General features: G+C 61.2%; 13 protein-coding genes and 1 pseudogene. 5 read left to right on the top strand and 9 right to left on the bottom strand.

What is annotated here, in order from left to right:
* Nucleotides 1-28: 28 nt before the first annotated feature.
* On the bottom strand, nucleotides 29-1,366 hold the full coding sequence (locus ACRQ5Q_RS43050) for an adenylate/guanylate cyclase domain-containing protein (protein WP_439400328.1): 1,338 nt from the start codon (nucleotides 1,364-1,366) through the stop codon (nucleotides 29-31).
* A 567-nt stretch (nucleotides 1,367-1,933) separates the two neighbouring features.
* Between ACRQ5Q_RS43050 and ACRQ5Q_RS43045 the strand changes: the two genes are divergently transcribed.
* Both ACRQ5Q_RS43045 and ACRQ5Q_RS43040 read left to right on the top strand, forming a co-directional pair.
* Complete coding sequence (locus ACRQ5Q_RS43045) at nucleotides 1,934-2,860, top strand: tyrosine-type recombinase/integrase (protein WP_439400527.1); 927 nt, start codon at nucleotides 1,934-1,936, stop codon at nucleotides 2,858-2,860.
* An 11-nt stretch (nucleotides 2,861-2,871) separates the two neighbouring features.
* Complete coding sequence (locus ACRQ5Q_RS43040) at nucleotides 2,872-4,083, top strand: IS91 family transposase (RefSeq protein ID WP_439400327.1); 1,212 nt, start codon at nucleotides 2,872-2,874, stop codon at nucleotides 4,081-4,083.
* A gap of 365 nt (nucleotides 4,084-4,448) precedes the next feature.
* Here ACRQ5Q_RS43040 and ACRQ5Q_RS43035 read toward each other — a convergent pair whose 3' ends face one another.
* The 3 genes from ACRQ5Q_RS43035 to ACRQ5Q_RS43025 all read right to left on the bottom strand — a co-directional run bounded on the left by ACRQ5Q_RS43035 (nucleotide 4,449) and on the right by ACRQ5Q_RS43025 (nucleotide 6,504).
* Entirely contained in the window at nucleotides 4,449-4,928 is a 480-nt protein-coding gene (locus ACRQ5Q_RS43035; RefSeq protein WP_439400326.1) for a GNAT family N-acetyltransferase, read from the bottom strand.
* 424 nt (nucleotides 4,929-5,352) lie between these two features.
* Nucleotides 5,353-5,823 carry a nuclear transport factor 2 family protein gene (locus tag ACRQ5Q_RS43030; RefSeq protein WP_439400325.1) on the bottom strand — a complete coding sequence of 157 codons (471 nt, stop codon included), beginning with the start codon at nucleotides 5,821-5,823 and terminating at the stop codon, nucleotides 5,353-5,355.
* 234 nt (nucleotides 5,824-6,057) lie between these two features.
* Entirely contained in the window at nucleotides 6,058-6,504 is a 447-nt protein-coding gene (locus tag ACRQ5Q_RS43025) for an ATP-dependent DNA ligase (RefSeq protein ID WP_439400324.1), read from the bottom strand.
* A 449-nt stretch (nucleotides 6,505-6,953) separates the two neighbouring features.
* Between ACRQ5Q_RS43025 and ACRQ5Q_RS43020 the strand changes: the two genes are divergently transcribed.
* Nucleotides 6,954-7,400, top strand: a complete 447-nt coding sequence (locus tag ACRQ5Q_RS43020) for an NUDIX hydrolase (RefSeq protein WP_439400323.1) — start codon at nucleotides 6,954-6,956, stop codon at nucleotides 7,398-7,400.
* A gap of 549 nt (nucleotides 7,401-7,949) precedes the next feature.
* Here the strand turns inward: ACRQ5Q_RS43020 and ACRQ5Q_RS43015 are convergent.
* The 3 genes from ACRQ5Q_RS43015 to ACRQ5Q_RS43005 all read right to left on the bottom strand — a co-directional run bounded on the left by ACRQ5Q_RS43015 (nucleotide 7,950) and on the right by ACRQ5Q_RS43005 (nucleotide 15,552).
* Nucleotides 7,950-9,140, bottom strand: a complete 1,191-nt coding sequence (locus ACRQ5Q_RS43015) for an MFS transporter (RefSeq protein ID WP_439400322.1) — start codon at nucleotides 9,138-9,140, stop codon at nucleotides 7,950-7,952.
* A gap of 370 nt (nucleotides 9,141-9,510) precedes the next feature.
* A complete protein-coding gene (locus ACRQ5Q_RS43010) occupies nucleotides 9,511-12,819 on the bottom strand; it encodes an AAA family ATPase (RefSeq protein WP_439400321.1) in 3,309 nt (1,102 codons plus the stop codon).
* Nucleotides 12,820-13,911: 1,092 nt separating this feature from the next.
* Nucleotides 13,912-15,552 carry a winged helix-turn-helix domain-containing protein gene (locus tag ACRQ5Q_RS43005; RefSeq protein ID WP_439400320.1) on the bottom strand — a complete coding sequence of 547 codons (1,641 nt, stop codon included), beginning with the start codon at nucleotides 15,550-15,552 and terminating at the stop codon, nucleotides 13,912-13,914.
* Nucleotides 15,553-15,809: 257 nt separating this feature from the next.
* Between ACRQ5Q_RS43005 and ACRQ5Q_RS43000 the strand changes: the two genes are divergently transcribed.
* Nucleotides 15,810-16,094: a hypothetical protein gene (locus ACRQ5Q_RS43000; protein ID WP_439400319.1), complete on the top strand. Its 285-nt coding sequence runs from the start codon at nucleotides 15,810-15,812 to the stop codon at nucleotides 16,092-16,094.
* A 655-nt stretch (nucleotides 16,095-16,749) separates the two neighbouring features.
* Here ACRQ5Q_RS43000 and ACRQ5Q_RS42995 read toward each other — a convergent pair.
* Nucleotides 16,750-18,085, bottom strand: a pseudogene (locus ACRQ5Q_RS42995) (transposase).
* Between the two features lie 799 nt (nucleotides 18,086-18,884).
* Between ACRQ5Q_RS42995 and ACRQ5Q_RS42990 the strand changes: the two are divergent.
* Nucleotides 18,885-21,437, top strand: coding sequence for an excinuclease ABC subunit A (locus ACRQ5Q_RS42990; protein ID WP_439400318.1), 2,553 nt, complete (start codon nucleotides 18,885-18,887; stop codon nucleotides 21,435-21,437).
* A gap of 79 nt (nucleotides 21,438-21,516) precedes the next feature.
* Here the strand turns inward: ACRQ5Q_RS42990 and ACRQ5Q_RS42985 are convergent, their stop codons facing one another.
* A complete protein-coding gene (locus ACRQ5Q_RS42985; RefSeq protein WP_439400317.1) occupies nucleotides 21,517-22,527 on the bottom strand; it encodes a hypothetical protein in 1,011 nt (336 codons plus the stop codon).
* Nucleotides 22,528-23,467: the final 940 nt, after the last annotated feature.

Here is a 23,467-nt window from a genome sequence, read left to right as displayed (position 1 = left end):
CTGCGTGTAGTCATCGACATCGACGTGACTACTTGCTGGCGGAATAAAGGTCCCATTTCCCAGGCAGCCCCTTTAATTCGTATGATCCTCTCTCAGCGAATTTTAAGTCCGTCCCGGCCACAAGATCCGTTACCACCCGCGAGACAAGGACTTCACTGCTTCCCGACTGCGACATCACTCGCGCTGCCGCGTGAACGGTGATACCGCCGATATCGCTCCCTCTTACCTCGACTTCGCCGCAATGGAGGCCGGCCCTTAGAGGCAGGCCTATACTTTTGGTCTCCTCGCTGAGCGCCAGCGCGCAACGTACGGCGCGGCCTGGGCCATCGAACATAGCTAGGATGCCATCCCCGGTACTTTTGACGAGAGTTCCGCGATGCTTGCTAATAAGGCGGTTTGATAGATCATCGTGATTGTCCAGCAGGCCGCGCCAGCGTTGGTCGCCGATCTGCGCTGCCCGGTTGGTAGAGTCCACGATATCGGTGAAGAGAACAGTAGCCAGAACGCGTTCCAGATCCGCCTCCGCCGCCGCACGATGCCCCGTCACAAACTCCTCGATATCGCCCGCGACCGCCTCAATGTCACCCGTCCAAAAAGCGTGATCTCCCGATGGATACTCAATATATCTTGCGCCCGGGATGTTGGTGGCGAGCTGCCGACCCAAGATCACCGGCACCTGCGCGTCCGTCGCGCGATGCAACACTAAGCAAGGCGTGCGGACCGACGGAAGGATTGGGTTAATATCAATTCGACGGTTCGAAAGTATGTAAGACTTCAACGCACCTGGGCTGCTCGCCAACTTTTCGAATTTGGCGATACGCGCAAGTGCCTCTGGATTGCCGGAGTCGCTTGCGAACACCCTGCTAAGGAATTGTCCGTTGCCCCATCCCCTGACAACCGCGGCAAGGCGCTCCTGGACGACCTCAGGCGGGAGGTTCGGCGGCATCAAATCCATTATTCGAGCAAGGCCTCCAAATAAAACTAGCTGCGAGACGCGCTCGGGATATGTCGTGGCGAACAGCACGCTCATGGCTGCTCCCTCCGAGAAACCGATTAGGACCGCTCGCTTGGAGTCAATCGCGTCCATAATGGCCCGCACATCGTCGATGCGCTCCTCTAGCGAGGGAACATCGGCCAGACGATCAGACAAACCCTGTCCTCGCTTGTCGAAAGTGACGACACGCGCGAATTTGGCCAGTCGACGCAGAAAACGAGTATAGCCTGGCAGTTCGTGCTGAAAATCAATGTGCGAAATGATGCCCGGCACGAGGATGATATCTACTGGTCCATCCCCCAACACCTGATAGGCGATACTAAAGATTCCGCTCTGGGCGTACTGCGTTTCGGGCACTTTCGGTGTGTCCATTGCCAACCCCACGCGCTTCGAGTTCAGGCATTATCGGAAACTAATGGCTAGATATCAATCTGATCGCGGAGCTTCTTGCGCTTTTTATCTCTCCATAGCTTCCCCGAGACCCCACCAGCCACGAGCGATTCGTAGCACCAACCTTACGCTGAATGCGTCGATAGAGGCGGAGTTGGAAGGCACATCCGCTGATGGGATCGTCCGGCCGTGCTCCGGCCCCGACAGCACGCAAAGCTGGCCCCGGGCAGAGAAGACAAGGAGCACGCCATGTCTCAGCAAGCCAACTGTGCAACCGCCGTGATCGGCATCGATATCGGCGAGAACTCGTTCCACGTCGTGGGGCACGATCAGCGTGGTGCGATCGTGCTCGCGCGGCCATGTCGAAGCTCTAGGTTTAGGCCATCGGGGAACGAACGCGACTTCCGAAACGAGTCAGGGCACCTCCAGCCCGCTGCGCGGGAGCAAGAGCCGAGAGGCCGGTAGCCAGTTGAGACGATAGTGGTAGCACTGGAGAGCCCCGTCCTGAGAATCGAGGTGTTGCAACCCTCACTCAGGAAGGAGCTCTCCATGAGCGATACCAACACAGTCAGTCCGCTGCGTCAGCGTATGATCGAAGACATGGCTGCGCGCAAGCTCAACCCGCACACTCAGCGTGGCCACATTTACAGTTGCAAGCGGTTCGCCGCCTGGCTCAAACGCTCGCCCGATACGGCGACGGCCGACGAGGTGCGCCGATTTCAGCTGCACCTGATCGAGAGCGGGATGAGCATCTGCAACCGCAATCGGATCATGACCGGGGTGCGGTTCTTGTTCCGCGTCACGCTACGTCGTCACGATCTGGCGGCCGAGGTCTGGCACCTCAAGGAGCCCGAGAGGCTGCCGCCGGTGCTGAGCCCCGAGGAGGTCAAGCGCGTCCTGACCATGGCGACGAGCCTGAAGGCGCGGGCGATGCTGACCCTGGCCTATGGTTGCGGATTGCGCGCCGGCGAGGTGGTGCGGCTGCGGGCGGGCGACATCGACAGCGAGCAAAAGATCATCCGCATTGTGCAGTCGAAGGGCCGCAAGGACCGGCACGTGATGCTGCCGCCAGCGGTCCTGAAGCTGTTGCGGCAATGGTGGAAGGCGGGGCCGACCGCGTCCAACAACGGCGTCGCGCCCGAACAGCGCTGGCTGTTTCCCGGTCGCAGTCAACGTCAGCCACTGACCACGCGTCAGTTCAGCCGGTTGTTCAAGGAGGCCGCCAAAGCCGCGGGGCTGCGCAAGACGGTCCCGCTGCATTCGCTTCGCCACAGCTTCGCGACCCACCTGCTCGAGCGCGGCAGGGACATTCGCGTGATCCAGGCGTTGCTCGGACATTCCAAGCTTGAGACGACAGCCCGCTACAGTCGCGTGGCGATCGGACTGATTGCCAAGATCGAGAGCCCGCTCGAGGGGCTAAGCGCGCCGCGCCGCCGCCGTGCAAAGCGAGACAATGAGGAGCCGCCAGCGCCGTAGCGCCGCCGGCCGTGGCTCGGCCAGTTCTGGAGGTCGCGGACATCCTCCGCGATCACGGCTCTGCTTGGCGTGACGCCAATCAGGGCCATGTGAGCCTCGGGCAATTGAAGGTGATGAATGCGATCGAGCGCTGTCGTACGGCAGCGCTCGGCGGCCATGTCGCACGCTGCGAGAACGCGGCGTGCGGCCATACCGAGGTCGCCTACAACTCCTGCGGCAACCGGCATTGTCCGAAGTGCCAGGGTGCGGCGTCCCGCCGATGGCTGGCCGACCGCGAAGCGGAGCTGTTGCCGGTGCCGTATTTTCACGTCGTCTACACGCTGCCCAGCGAGTTGCGTGACATCGCCTACCAGAACAAGCGCGTGATCTATAATCTGCTGATGAAGGCAGCGGCCGAGACGACGCTCGCCATCGCAAGCGATCGCAAGCGCCTCGGCGCGCGGATCGGTATCACGGCCGTGCTGCACACCTGGGGCTCGGCGCTCACCCATCATCCGCACGTGCATATGATCGTGCCGGGTGGAGGGCTCTCGCTCGATAACGCGCGATGGATCGCCGCGCGCTCCAATTTCCTCGTCCATGTCAACGTGCTGGCGCGCCTGTTCCAGGGCAAAATGCTGGCGATGCTCGTGCATGCGCACGACGTCGGCGAGCTAAAGTTCTTCAATACCCATGCCGGACTCACCGACAAGACAACGTTCAAGCGCTTCATCGCCCCGCTGCGGCGCATCAAGTGGGTGGTCTATTGCAAGGCCCCGTTCGCGGGGCCCGCGCAGGTGCTGCGTTATCTGGCCCGTTACACCCATCGTGTCGCCATCTCCAACCGCCGCCTCGTTGCAGCCGACGACGAAGCGATTGCGTTCCGCTGGAAGGACTATCGCCTCAACGGCGCCAACCGCTGGAAGACGATGCGGCTTCACCCGCACGAGTTCATCAGGCGGTTCCTGCTGCACGTGCTGCCCAAGGGCTTCCACCGCATCCGCCACTACGGGCTCTTTGCCAACGCCAACCGCGCCCAGAGCATCGCGACAGCCCGCGCACTCCTCAACGTCGCCCCACCGGCCGCCGACCCGCGAGAGCAGCCGGATATCGCGACGGACACGCCACGTATGCTGCCGTGCCCATGCCCGCGCTGTGGCGCCCGCATGATCGTGATCGAGGTGTTCGCCCGCGGCTGCCAGCCGAGCTGGCGGCCGACACTGATCAGGATCGACACGTCATGACCAAGACCTCCTGTGAGCGTTGCTGTTGTCCTGGTCCGATGCGCTGGCTAAATGCCGGCGGCGATCTCGCTCAACCCAGCGGCATCCATCAGTGCGCACATCGCGCATTGGTGCGCTCCGAACGCCCGCCCAAAAGCCTAATGCACTCTCCTGAACTGCCCTACGTCCGGACACGCAGGTCCAATCCTGTCGCCGTCACGTCTATCATCGAGCCCGACGCCGGCATTAAATCCCCATAGCGCTCGCTGCTTAGCCGGTGCTCAACTTCCCGCGACTTCGTGCCTTGGCGCTTTTTGGACGCCGGTCAGTTCGGCGTGCGAAGCCTCTTTGTCGCCGGCGTCCAAAAACCTGCACAGCAACGGAAGTCAGCAGCCTCCACTAGTTTTGAGGCGACGCCGCATAATGTTGAGGTGTTTGGGACCGTAGTCGCGTTCAACCACCTTCCAACTTAGTGCTTCATAGAATACGACTAATGGATCAGCAGCATTCAGGTATATTTCCGAAAAACCAAGGCCGCGCCCGTGAGCTTCCGCAGCTTGGACAAGTGTCGCGCCAACCCCCCGGCCTCTGTTGGCGGGCTTGACGTACAGTGCTCCGAGGTAAGGCTTGTAAGCTTGCCGATCCTCAGCTTCGGTTTCGTGCAGAGAAACTGATCCGATAACGTCATCTGCCTCGATGGCCACGAGCGTAGTAGGAAATCCATCGGTGCCCAGATGAGTGCCCAGCCAACGCTCGATAGCATCTGTCGGCGTGTTGGTGTTGGACCACCATTGCTGATGAATCCACCCCGCAACGGTCTTCAGATGTTGCGGCTTCTCCCGCAATTGGATCAACTGATAGCTCATTGCGTGTGATCTGCCTCATCAACCCACCCGGGCACACGTCAACTGAACTTTCGCACTGGCCAACATCGGGCTGCTAAGGGCCATACTGCGACACCCCCCGACAAGCGTAGGAAATTCTCGCCGCTTCATGCCCTGGCGCCCTATGCGTTCGATCTAGCGTAGGAAGTTTTCAACGTTAGTCCAAGCGGCCTGATGTCCGTTCGGGGTCAAAAGCGCCGTTTCGACCAACGCTGCGGCGCTTCCGGTTTACGCCCGGCACCGGACAGCTCGCTACGACGCGCCAACGGAAGCGATGGGCCAGGGCACACTTGCAGACATCGCGCGAGCGTGGCACCCGTATTCGCTTTCGGACCGACGTGCAGCAAGATCAAACGCCCACCCTCAAAGAGGATGGGCGCGTGGTAACTTACGACATGATGACGTCCTACTTCTTCTCGGCGCTGGCTTCCTTAGCTGGAGGCGGCTTCATGCCGACGGTCAACTGGCGGATTTTCAAAGCGCCGCCTTCACGTATGTCGATGGCGCCCCAGAACACTGTGACCTTGGTGGCGTCGCCGCTCTTAGGGTCCTTACCGAAGATGTCGGTCTCGCCGTTGGCAACAACCAGATCGTTGTTGATGACGGACATGTTGCCGACTCTGATCTCAATATGATCGGTGCCGTTTTTGAAGTTGTTTTCGTATACGGTCCTGAGATCGGAAAAGACACCGCCCGGGTTGATCTGGACCCCGTCCTTTGTATAGAGCGCAGCGACACAGGCCGCGTCTTTCTTGGCGACGCAGTCGGTGTAGGCGACGGCTAATTTTTCGGCCTCCTGCTTGACCTCATCGGCCAGTACTGGTGCAGAGATGAAAGCGGAAGAACACAATGCCAGGAGCAATGAACGTCGCTTCATAACAACTTCCCCTCTGGTTGTGATGCACAATTGCATCGCGACGTCCTCCTAACGTAGGACGTCGCGCTGCATTTGTTCCGAGGGGCATTCTTTCGTTGGGCTGTAATACTACCGGCTTGCGAGTATATGCCATTTTACACGGCTTGGCGCGCGCCAACCTTGATCATCGACGCGACACTTTGACCTCGCTCAAGATAATCTGTACGACGCTGTTGGCGTGCCCTGCACGGCCCCTTAAGCGAGGGCGTCCATCACTCGGTACATCGCCGGATGAGTCCGGTTCTTGACCTTAATCCAGTATTTCGATCGGCCGGCCTGGTAGGGTCGATCACGGTGTTTGGAGACGATGCCCTCCAAGCCCATTTTGCAGGCCGCCCGAAATAGGTCCGGCCCGATCTCGCCTTGCTCGAACGGGCTGACGAAGATGCCTTCTGGACGCCGCGCGAGCAGGCGCCGGAGAGCATTTTTCCGAAGGTGGAGGGGTAGCTTGCGGAGATCGTCGCCGTTCTCGACCAGGAGGTCGAATGCGCAGAGCTGAACCTCCTCGTCATGCTGCCGGCTATGCAAGGCGTTGAAATCCGGCGCGCCGTCAACGCCAAGGACGACGGCTTCCCCATCGAGGACAAAGCGCTTCTGGCGGATCTTGCGGGCGGCCTCAATGATCCATGGATCCTTTGGCAAGGCTGTCGCCCAGACTAAGCTCCAGCTCACTCCCCCCGTGGGCTGGAGCCTTCCTTTTTTCGTATTCGGCGGCTCCGGGTGCCATATTCGGGATAGCAAAGGCGTGAGGGCTGAAGGTGCCTTACTGCCGTTCGATGATAGGGCGCGTGACTCCCCGGCAGGATGGGCGTGTCTTTGACCTGAGCCTTTTGCGCTTTATCGAAAGGGTCTAGCGCCATAATGTGCATCGCCCGGGCTTTCTCCGGGTCCAGTTCTGCCAATGCCAATCTTGATGCGATTTCGGCTTGCTTCAAATAATATTCAGAGGTCGGCACTGCACTTCCCCATAGTTCCACGTCCCCAGTGGAGCTATTGGCTTAAGTACAAAGTGCACATTCGTTCCCAGGCTGCGGCAAAATTCACTCAGCGGTCTCACGGCTGTGCGTGATTCCCTAGACCATCAAACCCCGATGGGAAACAAACAGTTCGCCGCTTTGCCGTTTCGTCTGGACAATTCCGAGCTCCGCGTGATGCTGATCACGACCAGACGCAAGCGCAGGTGGAGCGTCCCAAAGGGCTCACTGATCCGCAATACGTCGCCACATCGCACGGCCGCGCTCGAAGCCTACGAGGAGGCGGGCGTGATGGGCGTCATCGCAAAGCGCGCGTTGGGCAGCTTCAAGCACCGCAAACGCAAGGGCGAGCGCACGCGGACCGTGGACGTCGCCGTCTTCCCGATGAAAGTGCATGGGCGCGAGCGCTGGTGGCCGGTTAGAACATTCCCACTGGTTCCGACCGGAGTTTCCAAACGCGGCCTAGCAACTCCCGGAGTATCGACGGCGTACTCCTCAATGATCCGCCGCGCTTCCTCCAGCCGGGACGGCTTGGGCTCTTGCGCTTCGCTATTCTTTTTTTGATCGGGCATAGAGACCGCGATGGAAAGGATGGGAGGAATGCGGCATGGCAGGCCGAAGTCACCGACGGCATTGGTCGGACGGTGGCGCGAACGTGCTTTCATCCGAAAGCCTGAAGATGCTGTCCCCTCTGGACTTCCCTGTTCCGGTGCGACTGTCTCAACCGTTCCCGAGCCGGGACGACGAGACTCCATCCGGACAACCCGCATCGTTGCCCTGATCTTGGCAGCGTTGGTTCTAGCCTGCAGCAGGTTTTACTGGGCTTGCGCTCTCGTGGCCAAGTTCTCACGAAGTTCCCCACGGCTGGTCAAGCTGGCCGAGGTTCGGAGAACGGCCAAACTGGTCGCTCTCGTTGAGGAGGCGCGCGCTGGCGTTCAGATGGCGCTGGCGCAAGAGCGGGTGCGGCCCGACGGGCCTATCGCGTCATTTCGTGGCAATGCAGCACTTCAGCCGCACTCGGAGTAACGCGGACATCAACTGGCAGGCAAAGCCAGCCGACTCGGTCGAGAATGACCCAGCGCGGACAATGCGCAACTTACCGATGTTCTGGCGTCACCCAGGCTTGGTTGTGAACGCCGGAATGCGATTGCCAAGCCAAAGAAGCAGCGGGCAGGCGAGGATCATCGCAGCGCCGAAATCAAGAGCAGACGTTGCGCTGCCCGTCCATTTGCCGATTGCGCCGGCAGCGGCGGGGCCGAGCATCATACAGACATAGAAGACGGTAAAGAAGAGACCCATGCCAATCGCGCGTGGTCCCGGCTGCAGCACCTTCGCCGGAAGACTCATGATCGGACCTGCTGGCAGCCCGGCAGTAGCGCCAAGGGCCATGACGGTCGCTATCACTGCGCCGCTGCGCGGCAGTGCTAGTAACAGTGCACCGAAGGCAACACAGCTGACTACGATAATTTGCTGCGGACGCCGAAATCGGTCAGCAAGGAAGCCTCCAAAGGGAACGGTTACGGCCGAGATCCATAAAACTATGCTGATGGCCGAACCTGCGGCCGCAATCGACCATCCGTGCTCGACTAGCATCGATGGTCCGAAGCTAAAAATCATTGCGAATCCAATGTTGAAGAAGCCCCAGATCAGTCCGGCCGTGACGAGCGCCACGACGACGCCACGGCCGAGGTACTGACTTGCTGGTTGGGACTGCACAGTATCCGGTGGCGCGCGGTAGCAGATCCCGAGCAGCAGCATACTGCTGCCGATGAAGGCGGCTACGCCGAGGTGCACAGCGCTGACGCGAAGGCGTGTGCCGAGCAGCGGCAGCAGCAACAGCGACAGGGCAATCCCAATCGGCCAGGAATTAATAAAGATCGCCATTGCGGTTGCGGTTTCCTTTCCGGCGAACCAATCCGTCAACATCTTCGTCAGCATGACGCTCATCATCGCGGCACCAGCGCCGGCCACAAGTCGGCCTGTGATCTGCAACGGCCACGACGGCGCCGATGCCATCATCACGCCACCGGCGAGCATGAGGGCAAGCGCGCCGAGTACGGTTGCCTTGTCGCCGAACCCCTGACCGATGGCGCCACCAGGCAGTGCCAGTGCAATTCCGGGGGCGTGGTAAAGGCCGATCAGGATGCCGACGTCAGCAATGCTGAATCCAAGTTCGCTTGAGAGCAACGGCGCCACTGCACCAAGGCTCGCAAACTGTACGGCCATGGTGGCACGCACAACGAACAGAACGGTGAGAATGCCCCAGCGATTGTTCAACATGGCCCCCTCCATCAACAACAGCATGCGCGGTTCCCGGGCTAAATCAAGCTGACTGGGCAACTAGGATCGGCAAAAATTGCGCGCGCCCCCGGTCGCTGCCACGGGTCTGCTTATGTGCAATGGCCCATCGCTTCCGTTAGTGCGTCGCGGCGAGATGTCCGGAGTCGGGGGTAAACCGGAAGCACCCGACCGCTGGTCAAAACGGCGCTTTTGACCTCTGCGGACATTCCGACGGCCCGGGGCGCATGCGATGGCAATCGCATCCCACCATCGCTCTGCGCGTCGGCGACGCCGAGCTGCAGATGACACTTGATGAGATGATCGACCGAAGTGCGTCAAGCCTCGGAGTGCAGGAGACCAGCACCTATCCCGCTACCCAAGCGCGTGAGCTGCATCAGGCGAGCTGGTCGAGCGACGCCTTAGCGTCCCGCAGGACAGGCAGGTGGAAGCCTTCGGTGAACGAGCCGTACACCAGCGCGAGGAGGTCGCGAGCTTCCGTGCACTTGCCCTGGTTGCGCCACAGGCGGGCGAGGCTGGTCGCAGCGCGAAGCCCAAACGTCTTCGCGCTCTGGCGCTCGGCCACCGCGAGCGCCCGGTGATAATTCTGCTCCGTAGCAACTTGGTCGCCTCGGGCATTCATCATGTCGCCTCGAAGTCGATGCAGCTCGACCTCACCGCACCGCTCGCTGGTCGTCTCGATCAGTTGTGCGGCCTCGACGAGGCAATTCTCCCCCTCCTGCAAATGCCCGACCTTGACGTGAGCCTCGGCGAGAAAGCAGAGCGCGCGCGGCGTGTGCACGACGGCTCCGGCAGTACGAAGCACCGAGAGTCCCCTCGCGAGCAGCGCGAGGCCGTCATGCACCTGTCCAAGTGCCGTCAATGAACGACCATGCTGAAGAAGTCCGACGCCCAACCAGAGCGGAAAACCGTGCTCGTTCGAAAGGGCCGCGAGCTCCTCGGCATGCCGCCCTGCGTCATGCAGCAAGCCGGCGGCCGCCTCCACCGCACACACCTTGCTCAGCACAAAGGCCACCGTGAACGGATGGTCGAGCCGGCGGGCTTCCATCAATGCCTCGTCCGCGCGCGCACATCCCTGATCGATCTGGCCTAGGAGCGCCAGTGTCAGCGCCAAGTGTCCGAGGCTCGCCGCGTGCGGATCGGCCACCGCGATCGCAGCGCAAGTCGCACGAGCGGTCGGATCTCTCAAGCCATCACACCGCTCGAGAAGGGCGCGCGCTGTCACAAACTCCCCGCGAAAATAGCAACTCGCGCCGTGAATATAGTGACCCAGCAGCAAAGTGACTTGATCTTTTCTCGTCTCGCCTAATTTCTCCAACTGTTCGGCAAGGGACACCGCCAGCTCGTGCTCGGCCCGAACCATATGGAAACCCCATTGGGAATAGAGCAGCGGAGCGAGACAATCCGTTCGATCGAACCGCTCAGCGAGCGCTCGTGCCCTGGCGAGGGTGTCGGCCACCGCCGGCGCCGAATACCCACGGGTTGCCATCAGGGCTCGGCCGAGAGCGATCTGCAGGTCGAGCTCGTGCTTCACGGGCCGGGACTCCTCGGGCATGTTCGCTAGCAATTCCAGTCCCCTCTGCAACTGCGACACAGCTTCGGTCATCGCCGATCGTGCGACCGCCTGCTGGCCGGACTTGAGCCGGTAGCCGACCGCCTTCTCGTTGAAACCGGCCTCGGAACAATGGTGGGCCACGAGTTCGGGCTGAGAGGCTACAATTTCAGGAAACTGGCTCTCAAGCGTCGTCGCAATACGGGCGTGAATCTGTCGTCGTCGACCGCGCAGCAATGTGCTATAGGCTGCGTCCTGCACGAGCGCGTGCTTGAAGGTGTACTCTGCACCGGGCAGGGTGCCCCGCTGGAAGACCAACTCGGCGTGTACGAGCTGCGCCAAGGCCCCGTCTAGCTTCTGCTGCGGCATGGCCGCGACGGCGCTGATCAGCTCATGCGAGAACGACCGGCCGAGTGCCGCTCCAATCTGCGCCACCTCGCGCACGGGTGCCAGGCGATCGAGCCGTGCCAGGAGCGAGCCTTGGAGCGAGGTAGGGATGGCAAGCGGAGGCACTGGCCCTCTCGCATCAAAGCGGTCGCCAGCCTCGGTCAGCATGCCACTCTCGATCACTGCCTTGGTCAATTCCTCGATGAACAGCGGTACGCCATCGGTCCGATCGATGATGTGTTCGGCGATCTCCTGGGGCAACGCCTTGCCGCCGGTCACCCGCATGATCATCTCGGCGCGCTGTCGACGCGGCAAACGATTGAGGCTGATCAATGTCACGTGCGAGCGTCCAATCCACGCCGGCGCGAACTCTGGCCGGAAAGTGATGATCATCAAGACCCGGAGGGTTGCAACCCGCTCGACGATGAGGTTCAACAAGTCGAGCGAGGTGGGGTCGATCCAGTGCACATCCTCGAACACCATCAGCACGGGGCGGCGCCCCGCCAGTCCCTCGAGCTGGGCCAGTAGGACCCTAAGCGTCTCCTCCTTGCGCTTCCGCGGGGTGAGGCTGAGCGGTGGATAGCGATTACCGATCGGCACGGATAGCAAGTCCGCGATCACAGGGACGGCCTGGCTGAGGTCGGCGTTTGCCTCCGCGAGCAACGCCTCGAGCTTGTCCAATCGTTGCTGGTGCGTATCGTCTCGCCGGAATCCCGCTGCCCGTTCGAGCTGCGAGATGGTCGGGAAAAGCGCGCTGTCCTGGTGGTGCGGCGAGCAGAAACGGCGCAAGCGGATATGTGGATCATCGCTCAGTCGCTCCGCCACGGTCTCGGCGAGGCGCGACTTGCCGATGCCTGCCTCACCCGATATCAGCACGACCGCGCCATCGCCGCATTTTATCTGCTGCCATCGGTGCATCAACAGCTCGATCTCCTCATCGCGGCCGAGCAGGGGCGTCCTCACGATGCGCAAGGCCTCGAAGCGGCTATCGATCGCGCTGGCACCGATCACTCGCCAGACCGGCACCGGGGCGGTGAAGCCTGTGATGGACACGCTCCCGAGAGCGACGTACTCGAAGAGTCCACCGACGAGGCGGCGGGTGTTACCGTCGATGACCACCGTCTGTGGCTCGGCCAGCGCCTGAAGCCGCGAGGCCAGATTTGGGGTCTCACCGACGACTTCGTGCTCCTGCGACGCGCCCTCTCCTATGATCACCAGACCGGTGGCAATGCCAACTCGCACTCGCAATGTTACCTCCGGACCGGCATCGAGCCCTTGCACGGCTGCGACCAATGCCAGCCCGGCGCATACCGCGCGCTCAGCATCGTCTTCATCCGCCCGCGGGTAACCGAAATATGCGAGTACGCCGTCGCCCATGAATCTGGCAACGAACCCGCCAAATTTCTCGATTTGTTCGGCACAGCAGCGGTGGTACGCGCTAATGATTTCCCTCAAGTCCTCAGGGTCGAGCCTTGTCGAGAGAGCGGTCGAACCAACAAGATCAGCGAACATCACTGTGAGCTGACGTCTCTCCGGCTCGATCCGAGGAGCAGGTCTCAGTCTGATCTCATCGAACTCCGCAATCGCGCGCAATATCTTCCTGCGATGGCCGAGCGAGACACCGATTTTCTCGAGGTCTCGGTCGGTGAGATCACGCAAAACGCTCGGATCGATGTCGTGCTCGGCAAAGCGCTGCGCGTATTGCCCCAAGCCTAGCGTGTTGAGCCAGTCCGCAATCTGCTGCATTGGCCCTATCGACTCTCTGATTGGCGGCCAGCCGATTTTTAACTACAGCAAAGAAACGTTATCCCGGTCTTCGCAGCATAGCATGCGTTAGTTTGCGGCATTCGGCCGCGGCAAGCTCTCGGTCTTTGCCAAAATGGTGCAACACTACCGATGCTCGCTATCATGCCGGGCATCGCGCGATGAAGACAACTGGATTGCGCATGCGCCGGATTTCGGGACCGAGGAGCGCCGCGTACGACTGATAGCTGCGCCCACCAACTGAGTGGGTCCATGTGCCGGCGAAAAAAATGCGCGGCGTCCCGCTATAGCCCCAGGGCCGCCTACTGTACGTCGAGTCCCAGGGGTGAAGCAGACCAATTGTGCTCGCTGTGAGTTCTTCGCGTTTTGACCCACAGCGGGCTTCCTGGCCATCGGGCAATCACATTCCCGAAACAGTCCGAGTTCACGGGCTGTTCCCATTGGCGTGGCGGCGCTGGCCTGTTTCCGACCTGAGTGCCCTGAGTTTGAATTGACAGTGGCCGCCGCGTTCATTTTCGGTTCAGCCATTTCGTTGAATCTCATAGGGCTAGCATTCCGAGCGGCCTCAGAGGGATGGCGTCTGTTCCGGGATGTCAGGGACCCGGACAAACCCTCTCCGGGTCCCGTCTAATCACTCTTTGCGGAATAGTTGATCTCGCTCAACGGTCGCCGGAGCACTTGGCGGAACCATGGGACATGCCGACACTCAGCAAGAGGCCCGCGGGCGGCGTTCACATCGTTGCCGTAAGCGGTGCGGAAGCAATTGTCAGCGGGCGCAACGGCAAAGTTGTCTAGGCGCTTTTTGACGCGAGAGCGGATCGCAGAATTGAGACTGCGCCCCAATCAGGCTTGCCGATTGAAGGATTTCTAGGAGGGGCGAAAATGCCCCCAAGGCGACAGCGGCTGCCTGGGCGACGAGGTTCGGCCGAACTCACAGGGAGTGGTTCCCGATTTTCCGGATGAGCGGACACCGGCTTTAAATGGCAAAGCGACGCGGATGACTCGAATTGGAACGACCTCGAAGGCCGAAAGCCGAGTTGGAGTAGATCACATCAAGTTCATCCGCCTGGAGCTTTACTGGGCCATTGCCCGGGTGTTTTTCGTGCGAAGTCTGTCGAGGTCCTCATCAACCGATAGAGCCATCGGCGTATTCCGCGGCGTCATCTGATACGTCTGCAAAGAGGGTGCGGCCGCAACCAAAGCGGGCCACTCCGCCTCCGCCTCGACGGCATGACCGGTCCGAATCAGTGACGACAGCCAGATCGCCTTGCAGAAGCCCATCGCTGGTGTTCGATCCATACATTCACGGGCAAAACGAACCGCATTCTCGTAATCCTGCACGGAATAGCGCAGCCTTGCCGCCACGCTCGCGTATTGTGGTGGTCGTAGCGGGCTCCAGGAGATCGCCTTCTCAAAGGCTTCTATCGCTGCTTGGGTTCGACCGGCATTGTGCAATGCAATGGCGAGAACGACCCAGTTGTCCGGATCGCCTGGGCCGAGCTCAATCGCCCGTTCGGCCGCGCTCACTGCTGACTCAGCTGACTCAGGGGTCTGGCCCGCCTCGATTGTTAAGGAAAGCGAGCTCCACGAGGTGGCACGCAGCGGGTCCAGCGCAATCGCGTGCTTGACGTCGGCGATCGCCTGCAGCAAGTCCTGACGGCTGAGGCCAGGATCGTGATGGCCAAAAATCAGCTTTTTCTTCACCACTCCCAGGCAGGCCCATGCGGGGGCGTAGTTCGGGTCAAGGCGGACCACCAGTTCGAGTTCCTGCCGTGCCTGTCGGAGGCCATCGGGACTCGCCGCCATAGACAACGCAATCGCGCGCAGCACGCGCGCGTGCACATCAAGTGACGCTGGCGCGCGGTTCCGTAGCACCGCCCGGTCCGACTCGCGCACGGTTGCACCTAGTGAGGCGCTGATACGCGAGATCAACGCCTCAGTCACGTCGGGCAGATCTTGCGCCAGGGGCTTGAACCGACCGCTCCAGACGATGTGACTGTTGCCAGAATCGATCAGTTGCACGTTGAGGTGCAGCCGGTCGCCGCGTCTCTCCGCGCTGCCATCCACGAGGTAGCGAGCGTGGGTCATCGCGCCGATCTGTACCGGCGACAGGTTCTTGCCGCTAAGCTCATCTGTGGCGAGGGTTGAGACGATGTGTAGGTCGGGGTTGCGCGCGAGTTCGGAAGCAATCATGTAGGCTAATCCGTTGCCGTCCGGACTGCCTTCCTGAGAGGCGTTGAGTACGCGCAGGGGTAGTACGGCAACGTCAGCTGCCATCTTGTTGTGTACCTTGGGGGGCCTGGAGCCGGCGACGAGCAATAGAAGTTGCCAAACCAGCACGATCGCGACTGCCACCGTCGCAACGGCAGCGGCCCAGCGATAGAACCTTCGCACATCGCGCGGCGCCGTGTCGGCCGCGTCGACGATCAGAAGGTAACCACGTCGTGGCATCGTCCGCACGACTTGCTGACGGCTGTCGCCGAGCGCGCGCCGGATCTCGACCACGCATTGCACGAGCGAGTCGTCGGTGACCGAAACGCCCGGCCACACTCGCGCAGTTAGATCGAGTTTTGTAACCAGCTCTCCGGGACGGCGCCCCAATTCGAGCAAGACTGCCAGAGCCTGAGGCCGCAGCTCAACGGCCTGGCCGTGCCGGTCAAATAACTGCGCCCGATCCAAATCGAGCGTATATCCGTTCAGCCGCAGGCAGGCCATGACCATGCCTCCCACTATTCATCTTAGCAGCGCCTCAAGGCAGGGGCAAAGCGCCTGATTTCGTCATTTATCGTCCCTTTTCGCCCTGTCTCACCACGGACGTGCGCTACGTTGACAATCGGAGGGCGCGCTGCCCTGAGCCACCGAAAACCCCAGAGTTAGAAGCTGCAACGCAACTAGCTGCAACGCAACAAAGGGTCCGGGGCGCAACGGCAAAGGGTGATCTCTTGTTTTTAAGCCAACTGAGGAAGACAGCCATGAAAATCGTAATCTTGTTAGCTACCATAACCGCTCTCGTCGATGTGACCAGCGCGGCCCAAGCAGAACCTCCTACTTTTGAACTAAAGGGCTTTTTGATCACACCGCACCAGGTTGCCGTGGTCGGCGGGACAGGTGTTCAGGAGCAGGCGTTCACTCCGGCGCTTATGTTCGGCGGCATGCCCGCGTCTCCCCATCAGATAACGGTCTTAAAGCCACGCCCCGGCACAATGGCAAAGGCGACCGCAGCAAAGCCGACAACTGTTGGCCTGGCAGTCAAATAGATGCGAGGTTGGTGGTGCTGACGGCGTTGGTACTCATTTGCTCGGCTGCAGCCGTAGTCGAACCTCGGGACTGCACGCTTAACAACGCGAGCACTGTGATGCGTATGCCGGCGGAGTTCGGCAATCCCGCGACATGCTTCATGCATGCGCAGGCCTATCTGGCGGGCAGCCAGATCGGACGGGACCTCGATGTCAGCGAGCGGGTTAGGATTATCTGCGTGCCTCGCTAAGAGCCTTATCGAAGCCGTACGCGCTGCAAGCAGAGCATGATATCAAGGCCAACCTTGCCGAGGAGCGCGCAACGCTTGTGGAAGAAGACGCCGGCTTCGCGATCGACTATGCCATAGCCTCGGTTGAACAGGGATCAACTCGCCGTCCTCGACGCGATCGACGCTCGCCGCGCCGCCGAGCAAGCTAGGCAGTTAGCAGGAACTCTGCAAACCGAGGCCGCCTCGGTTGGCGGCCTCTTTCATATCGGGCCAAGCTGCGACGTCGCCTGTTGGCCGATTTTGATGCAGAAGTCGGTAGGATCGACGCTCTCAGCCGGGGCTAAGATCTGAAAAATTTGGGCTCGCGATCTTTTGGCCGCCTGCCCGGCATGGGCTGCGGAGACGGCCGGGCACTGATGCCTGACGCAACAACGCGACGGACGCACTTACGCAACGCATAGTGCGGCCGTGTTGGGTGGATGGAGCGCCAGCTTGGCAAAGCGACGAAGGTTCTGAGCTATTGCTGCAAGCGTAAATTCGAACCGCGCGCCGGCCGGTCCACGCAGTCTTAGGCGGTCGAGCCGCAGGATCCGCTTGAGGTGCGCAAACAGCATCTCAACCTTCTTGCGATCTCGTCGGGCCTGATCGTAGGCAGGCGTCTTGGCGATAGCCCGGGCGACATCGCGCGCTGCCTCGTGCACGTGGCGTGTGATCTTCCGGCTCGGCGAGTTTGGACAGCACTTGGATTTGAGCGGGCAGTCGCGGCAATCGGCGACGCGCGAGAAATACGAGATAGCGTCATCTCCGCGTGGTCCGCGTGCTCCACTTGAGCGCGGCAGGATCTTGCCGCTGCGTCGCGGCTGAACGTGCCGTCGTCGCGCTGTGACTTGTCGATCACCGGGATGTGGGGCGCGATCCCCTTCACATCGACCAGGAAGTGGAGATTTTGGGCCGCGCCGTAGGCCGTATCCGCGACGAGCCAGTCGGGTTTGATGCCGAACGTCTTCTCAGTCCCCTTTCGATCATCGTTTGGGATGCGCCAACCTCGGATTGGCGGATCGCCTGGGACGCTTCGACATCCATGATAATACCGAACTTGATGTCGATGAGGTAATTGTCGGCGTAGGCGAAGAACGCGGCGTTGCGCAGTGCGCCAGTCCACTGCGCGGCTGGGTCGGACGGCGCGACAAACTTCGGCACGACGTCGGTGGCACGACCCCATGCTGGATCGTCGAGATTGGCGAGATAGTCCTGAACGGCGCTCCTAGCCCCCATCGGGTCGATGTCGTGGCTCCATTTATCGCCCGGCGTCGAGCGACACTTATTGGCGTCCGCATCAAGCTGGCATCGACGGCGAAACCATTGCCGCCGACAAGGCCAGCCTGGATGCACGAAGCGACGACGCGCTCGAAGACGTGACCGACATCATGATCGCGAAATCTCTCGTTGCGGGCGCGCGTGAATGCCGAGTGATCCGGGATCCTGTCTTCTATGCCAAGGCCGCAGAACCAGCGATAGGCGAGATTGAGCTGAACCTCGCGGCATAGTGCGCGCTCCGAGCGGATCGCGAATAACGTAGCCAAGGATGAGCATCCGGATCATCAGCTCCGGATCGACCGATGGTCGGCCAGTGTTGGAGTAATGCGGCGCAAGCTCGACGCGCACCCACGACAGATCGAGAACTGCCGCAATTTGCCGAACCTGATGGTCGTCCGGCACTACGGCCTCGAGGTCGAACGCATAGAACAGATGACCCTGCTCGCCCTTCCGCCGCCCCATCATCGAATCTCTCCGTCAAGCCGCGTTCGCAGTTCTTGCAGAAGCCGCAACCGATGTGAACGGTATGGCGACCCAGTCTCCGACCAAGGTCTCACGGCGGGTCGGTTGTCGCGGCAAAGCGGACAATCAGAGTTCTCGGCATTTTGACCCATTGCGGACAAACTATCGGCTCCGTGGATACTCTGTCCTTGAGGCAGTGCGACGGATGTTCAATTCTTCGCAGTCCCGGCGATTGACGATCGTCACTGACGCATGAGCCCAGACCGCGCACCATTCAGGTGGTTTCCGGTGTGATCCCGGTGAGCCGGGAGTACCGAGGCCAACGTTGGCTCCGGCGCTTCGGCGTCGGAGCCAACTCTTCGGGAGAGCGCTATGCCCAAGCGGCGTCGCTTCAAGCAATCGCGATCGTTAGATGAGCGCCTTGCGGCGGAGGCCGAGCCACTGCGCGAGAAGGCCGAGAAGGCTCTTCCAGGTACCGACCGGAGACCTTTCTGCGCAGAGCCCGCCAATTCGAACAGGGCTTGCACATAAGCGAGTGGCTGAGAACGCCCGGCCTCCAATAGCGGTGTCGATTGCGTGATCCCCGAGCCACGAATCGAGCCTTATTCTCGCCAAGCGCGCATCTGTCTTGGGATTGCCGTCGTCGGCGCCATCATTTTCCTTTCCGGTCTGCTTATGGCCTTTCTGTAGGGCCGGCTAGGGTCTCAGTATGGAAAGTTCCAAATGACCACGGCTCGTTTCTCGGGATCGTTGGGCCTTTGACGCAGTTGTTGTCCTCATCAGGACAGCGGCGGCTGCGAGCATGGACGAGAAGGTTTACGAGCTGAAGGAGCGCGCGGAGCAATCGGCTCCGGGACTTGTTAGGGTGCGTGGTGCGCGCGAGCACAATCTGAAGAATATTGACGTCGACATTCCCCGGGACGCGCTGGTCGTGTTCACCGGCGTATCCGGCTCCGGGAAATCATCTCTGGCATTCGGGACGCTATATGCCGAGGCGCAACGGCGCTACCTGGAATCGGTGTCGCCCTACGCCCGTCGCCTGTTTCACCAGATGGCGGTGCCTGAGGTTGACGAGGTCGAGGGGCTGCCGCCAGCGGTGGCACTGCAGCAGCAGCGGGGATCGCCGACCACCAGATCCAGCGTCGGCAGCGTCACGACGCTGTCGAACCTGCTTCGCATGCTCTATTCGCGCGCCGGCGACTATCCGAAATCGCAACCTCTGCTTTATGCCGAGTCGTTCTCGCCCAATTCGGCGGAAGGGGCCTGCCCCAAGTGCCATGGCCTCGGACGCGTCTACGACGTAACCGAACGCTCGATGGTGCCGGACGATACCCTCACCATTCGCGAGCGCGCCGTCGCGGCGTGGCCAACCGCATGGCACGGCCAGAACCTGCGTGATATCCTGACGACACTTGGCTACGACGTGGACAGGCCGTGGCGCGAGCTTCCGAAAAAGGACCGTGACTGGATTCTGTTCACGGACGAGCAGCCCACGGTGCCGGTCTACGCCGGTTACGACGCCAAGGAAGTTCGGAGTGCGCTCCGGCGCAAGGAGGAGCCGAGCTATCAAGGCACTTTCACCGGCGCCCGCCGCTACGTGATGGAGACGTTCGCCAATACGACCAGCGCGATGATGAAGAAGCGCGTCTCGCAATTCATGTTGAGCGCTGAATGTCCGCTTTGCCACGGCAAGCGTCTCAAAGCCGAGGCTCTCTCGGTCAAGTTTGCTGGAATGGATATTGCCGAGATGGGTCGGGTTCCGTTGAAGCAATTGGCGGTGCTGATGCGGCCATATTGCGACGGACGAGCTGGCCGGCAGGACGCTCACCCCGAGAAGACGATCGTCGTGCAGCGGATCGCGCAAGATCTGAGCGCACGACTTGGCGTGCTCCTCGACCTCGGTCTCGGTTACCTTACCCTCGAACGCAGTACGCCGACTTTGTCACCGGGCGAACTCCAGCGTCTGCGTCTGGCGACGCAGGTCCGCTCAAACCTCTTTGGGGTCGTCTATGTGCTCGATGAACCATCTGCCGGCCTTCATCCCTCTGACACGGAAGCGCTGCTCCGGGCCCTCGACAAGTTAAAGGCAGGCGGAAACTCGCTCTTTGTCGTCGAGCATGAATTGGACGTGGTGCGACATGCCGACTGGGTCGTCGACGTTGGGCCCGACGCCGGTCGGCACGGCGGCAATATTCTTTACAGCGGCCCCGTCGACGGATTGAAATCCGTCGAGACGTCGCACACCGCAAGATACCTGTTCGGGCGGGCCTCTTCGCCACGGCAAAACCATCGCAATCCGCAGGGATGGCTCAAGCTGAGCGGCGTCACGCGCAACAATCTCAGGGGGATCGATGTCGCCTTCCCACTGGGTTTGCTGACGACCGTCACTGGCGTATCCGGGTCGGGCAAGTCCAGCCTTGTCAGCCAGTTCCTCGTGGAGGCGCTGAGCAGCCACTTTGGGCAGGCCCGCGCATCTGACGAGGTCGGCGAAGACATCCTTGAGCGCGCGCCGGTTGTCACTTCGGGCGGCATCATCACCGAAGGGCTTGATCGGCTGAAGCGGTTCGTCGTGGTGGACCAGAAGCCGATCGGAAGGACTCCTCGGTCCAATTTGGCGACCTACACCGGACTTTTCGACGAGGTACGAAAGCTGTTCGCGCAGACGAAAGATGCGCGCCGGCACCGCTTCGATGCCAGCCGATTCTCTTTCAACCTTCCGAAAGGACGTTGTCCGAACTGCCAGGGAGAAGGATTTGTCTGCGTTGAATTGCTGTTCCTGCCCAGCGTCTATGCACCGTGTCCGGAGTGCCAGGGTTCGCGGTACAATCCGGAGACGCTGAAGATCAAGCTCAACGGCAAGTCGATCGCGGACGTTCTCGGAATGACCGTCGATGAGGCCCATGCGTTTTTCGTGGACGACGTCCACATTGCGAGGTCGCTCGACGTGATCGGGCAAGTCGGGCTCGGATATATCCGTCTCGGCCAGCCGGCAACGGAGCTGTCCGGCGGCGAGGCACAAAGGGTCAAACTCGCCACGGAGCTCCAGCGCACCCAGCGAACGGGAACTGTCTATGTCCTGGACGAGCCGACCACCGGCCTGCATCCCTCGGATGTCGAGAGGCTGACTGTTCAGCTGAACGGGTTGGTAGACGCCGGCAGCACTGTCATCGTCGTGGAGCACGACATGAGCGTCGTGGCTGCAAGCGATTGGGTGATCGATATCGGGCCGGGTGCGGGCGATGAAGGAGGGCAGGTCGTCGCAGCGGGGCTGCCGACCGAGATCGCGCAGCATGAATTGAGCCGCACGGCGCCCTATCTGGCGCGCGCGCTGGAGGACGATCGATCGCGATCGTGAGGGAGCAGCAGGCTCTGGGTTGCCGGATATCGGAATAGATCCACCGGGCGGCTAACGGCCGCATAGCGCGGTCAGGCGATCAGGGTAGCAACGGCGCCGCCGCCGTACCAAGATGTTCCGCAGCGGCTCGCACGCACACTCCATGCCTACGGCGCTGATCCGCAAACGCCAGCACGTCGATCGACGGTTGCAGCTTGTAGCCTGCGACAGCCAGCCGGGCGCAGAGCTGCGCCACGGACGTTCCTGTCGTATCGTCAACCAGCGGATCGAGGCCGATCACGCGGTTCAATTCGTCGATGAGCCGCAGTCCTTCGCTGCGAAGAAGGACGGCGGGCGCCCGGCTGCTTGGATCATCGACGAGCAGTTCGAAAATGAGCGCGAGGTCCATCATTGCGCCGAGGGTCGCGGGCCATCCGGAGCCTACCGAGGCCGACCTGAAGTAGATCAGGGAAGGGTGCGAAGCATGGCTTTGCAGCACGGATGCGCACCAGTCGCGCCCGCCATAGAGAACGCGCCTGATTTCATCGGGAGAGTCCAGGCCCGCGTAACGTTCCAGCAGCCCCAGCGCAGACGGCGGCTCGCCTGCGGCCGTCGTAAGCTTCAGAATCCCAGCGTCGCGACGAGAGATGCCCTCCTGCACCTCGAGCAGGTACGTCACCGCCATGGTGAGGACCGACAGGCCCGAGAAGCCCGCAGAAACAAGAGCCCAGCGCGCGGGTCCGTGCGCCTCGATGCCGCTCAGCCCCACCGTACATAGGGCGCTTCCGGCGATGAACAGTGCCTGCTGGAAATCGGGAGACGGAGAGAACCAGTCCCTCAAAGCATGTGCCACCAGACCGAAGCCCAGCAAGAGCAGACTCATCCAGATGAAAAAGGAGCCCATCAAAATCGCGGGTGCGAAACTGGTCGAAACCGCACTCTTGCCGCGACGTGCCGATTTCCAGATCGGAACCGCTATCACGAGGAGCCTGCGCGCAACGCGCAACGCGCCTCTGCTCTCGCCAGGAACCACGACCGTATCGAACACGTCGCGCAGAGCAAGAACGACCAGAACGACACCCGCGAAAATCTCGATGGTTCGCGCGATCATGGCGTGACGCCATCGGAGGCAAGCGAGCCCCACGTGAACACGTCAACTCTCGCGGCTGGTCGCGAGCACCGCGGCGCAGATGACCAGCACGGCGATCAGAAAGGTTCCGGCGGACATCGTCCGCCTGCCGTGCTCATGTCGGACAAGAAGCATCGGATCACTTCCGATTGTCGAGGATGAACCCCGCAGTTTTGTCTTCGTTCCGACACTCCGGACCGGTCTTAGCGAGATTACTCGCCACGAGCATGAGCGACGTTACGCCATGCCTGTAATCGTCCACACATGGCCCTTAGGTCGGGTATCTCAATCGCCGTGACGTCGGTTCTGCGAAGCGCCCCAAAGCCCTTCGGGGGCGTAATAAAAAAGAAAATGCCGCCCTGAGGCGGCTAGACGTGGGGGCTCATCGTCCGTGAGTTCGTAGCGCATGATTCGAGCCTCCTCGGGCAGGCCCTTTTCTAATGGCCCACTACGACAAAACGCGGTCCGGCAGCTTGCTGCCAGGCCAAAGCGGCTGGCTCAGAGCCGACGACCTGGCCCGGACTGAGCCACCGCTCTGGACATGGCTAAGCCAGCTGGTTCACGATCACAAAAACGGGCACCTCGAAAAGAAAATCAAAAAGGTAGAATAGCTCGCCATCCGCTCGGCTTGTCAGCGATCACTTTGCCGGCGTGAACGTGGGAACGCGCCGCAGTCCGCATCAGTCAGCAATAGGGACCGTTACCCGGCGCTACGAGTACGGCCGCGCGATTTCATGGTTAGAGGTCATTCGACCATTTGTTTTTCTGACGCATAAGGACGCATGCCAGAAACTCGTCATCGGACCTGTCAATGCGGCGCTGTTTACAGCCGCACTGAGCATTTCCAGGTGTGAAATCACCTGCCCACGTCTATGCCCCGGCCCCATTGAACCGTCCTGCCGAGCTGGTATGCTCACGGAAG

The sequence above is a fragment of the Bradyrhizobium sp. PMVTL-01 genome (genome assembly GCF_051861855.1).
Taxonomy (GTDB): domain Bacteria; phylum Pseudomonadota; class Alphaproteobacteria; order Rhizobiales; family Xanthobacteraceae; genus Bradyrhizobium.
Note: the sequence above shows the minus strand (reverse complement) of the source record. Positions and strands in the feature narration are given on the sequence as shown.

What these genes read in the sequence shown, in the direction of transcription:
- ACRQ5Q_RS43050 (WP_439400328.1), bottom strand. Translation starts at nt 1,366, where the DNA reads ATGGACACACCGAAAGTGCCCGAAACGCAGTACGCCCAGAGCGGAATC.
- ACRQ5Q_RS43045 (WP_439400527.1), top strand. Translation starts at nt 1,934, where the DNA reads ATGAGCGATACCAACACAGTCAGTCCGCTGCGTCAGCGTATGATCGAA.
- ACRQ5Q_RS43035 (WP_439400326.1), bottom strand. Translation starts at nt 4,928, where the DNA reads ATGAGCTATCAGTTGATCCAATTGCGGGAGAAGCCGCAACATCTGAAG.
- ACRQ5Q_RS43030 (WP_439400325.1), bottom strand. Translation starts at nt 5,823, where the DNA reads ATGAAGCGACGTTCATTGCTCCTGGCATTGTGTTCTTCCGCTTTCATC.
- ACRQ5Q_RS43020 (WP_439400323.1), top strand. Translation starts at nt 6,954, where the DNA reads ATGGGAAACAAACAGTTCGCCGCTTTGCCGTTTCGTCTGGACAATTCC.
- ACRQ5Q_RS43015 (WP_439400322.1), bottom strand. Translation starts at nt 9,140, where the DNA reads ATGCTGTTGTTGATGGAGGGGGCCATGTTGAACAATCGCTGGGGCATT.
- ACRQ5Q_RS43010 (WP_439400321.1), bottom strand. Translation starts at nt 12,819, where the DNA reads ATGCAGCAGATTGCGGACTGGCTCAACACGCTAGGCTTGGGGCAATAC.
- ACRQ5Q_RS43005 (WP_439400320.1), bottom strand. Translation starts at nt 15,552, where the DNA reads ATGGCCTGCCTGCGGCTGAACGGATATACGCTCGATTTGGATCGGGCG.
- ACRQ5Q_RS43000 (WP_439400319.1), top strand. Translation starts at nt 15,810, where the DNA reads ATGAAAATCGTAATCTTGTTAGCTACCATAACCGCTCTCGTCGATGTG.
- ACRQ5Q_RS42990 (WP_439400318.1), top strand. Translation starts at nt 18,885, where the DNA reads ATGGACGAGAAGGTTTACGAGCTGAAGGAGCGCGCGGAGCAATCGGCT.
- ACRQ5Q_RS42985 (WP_439400317.1), bottom strand. Translation starts at nt 22,527, where the DNA reads ATGATCGCGCGAACCATCGAGATTTTCGCGGGTGTCGTTCTGGTCGTT.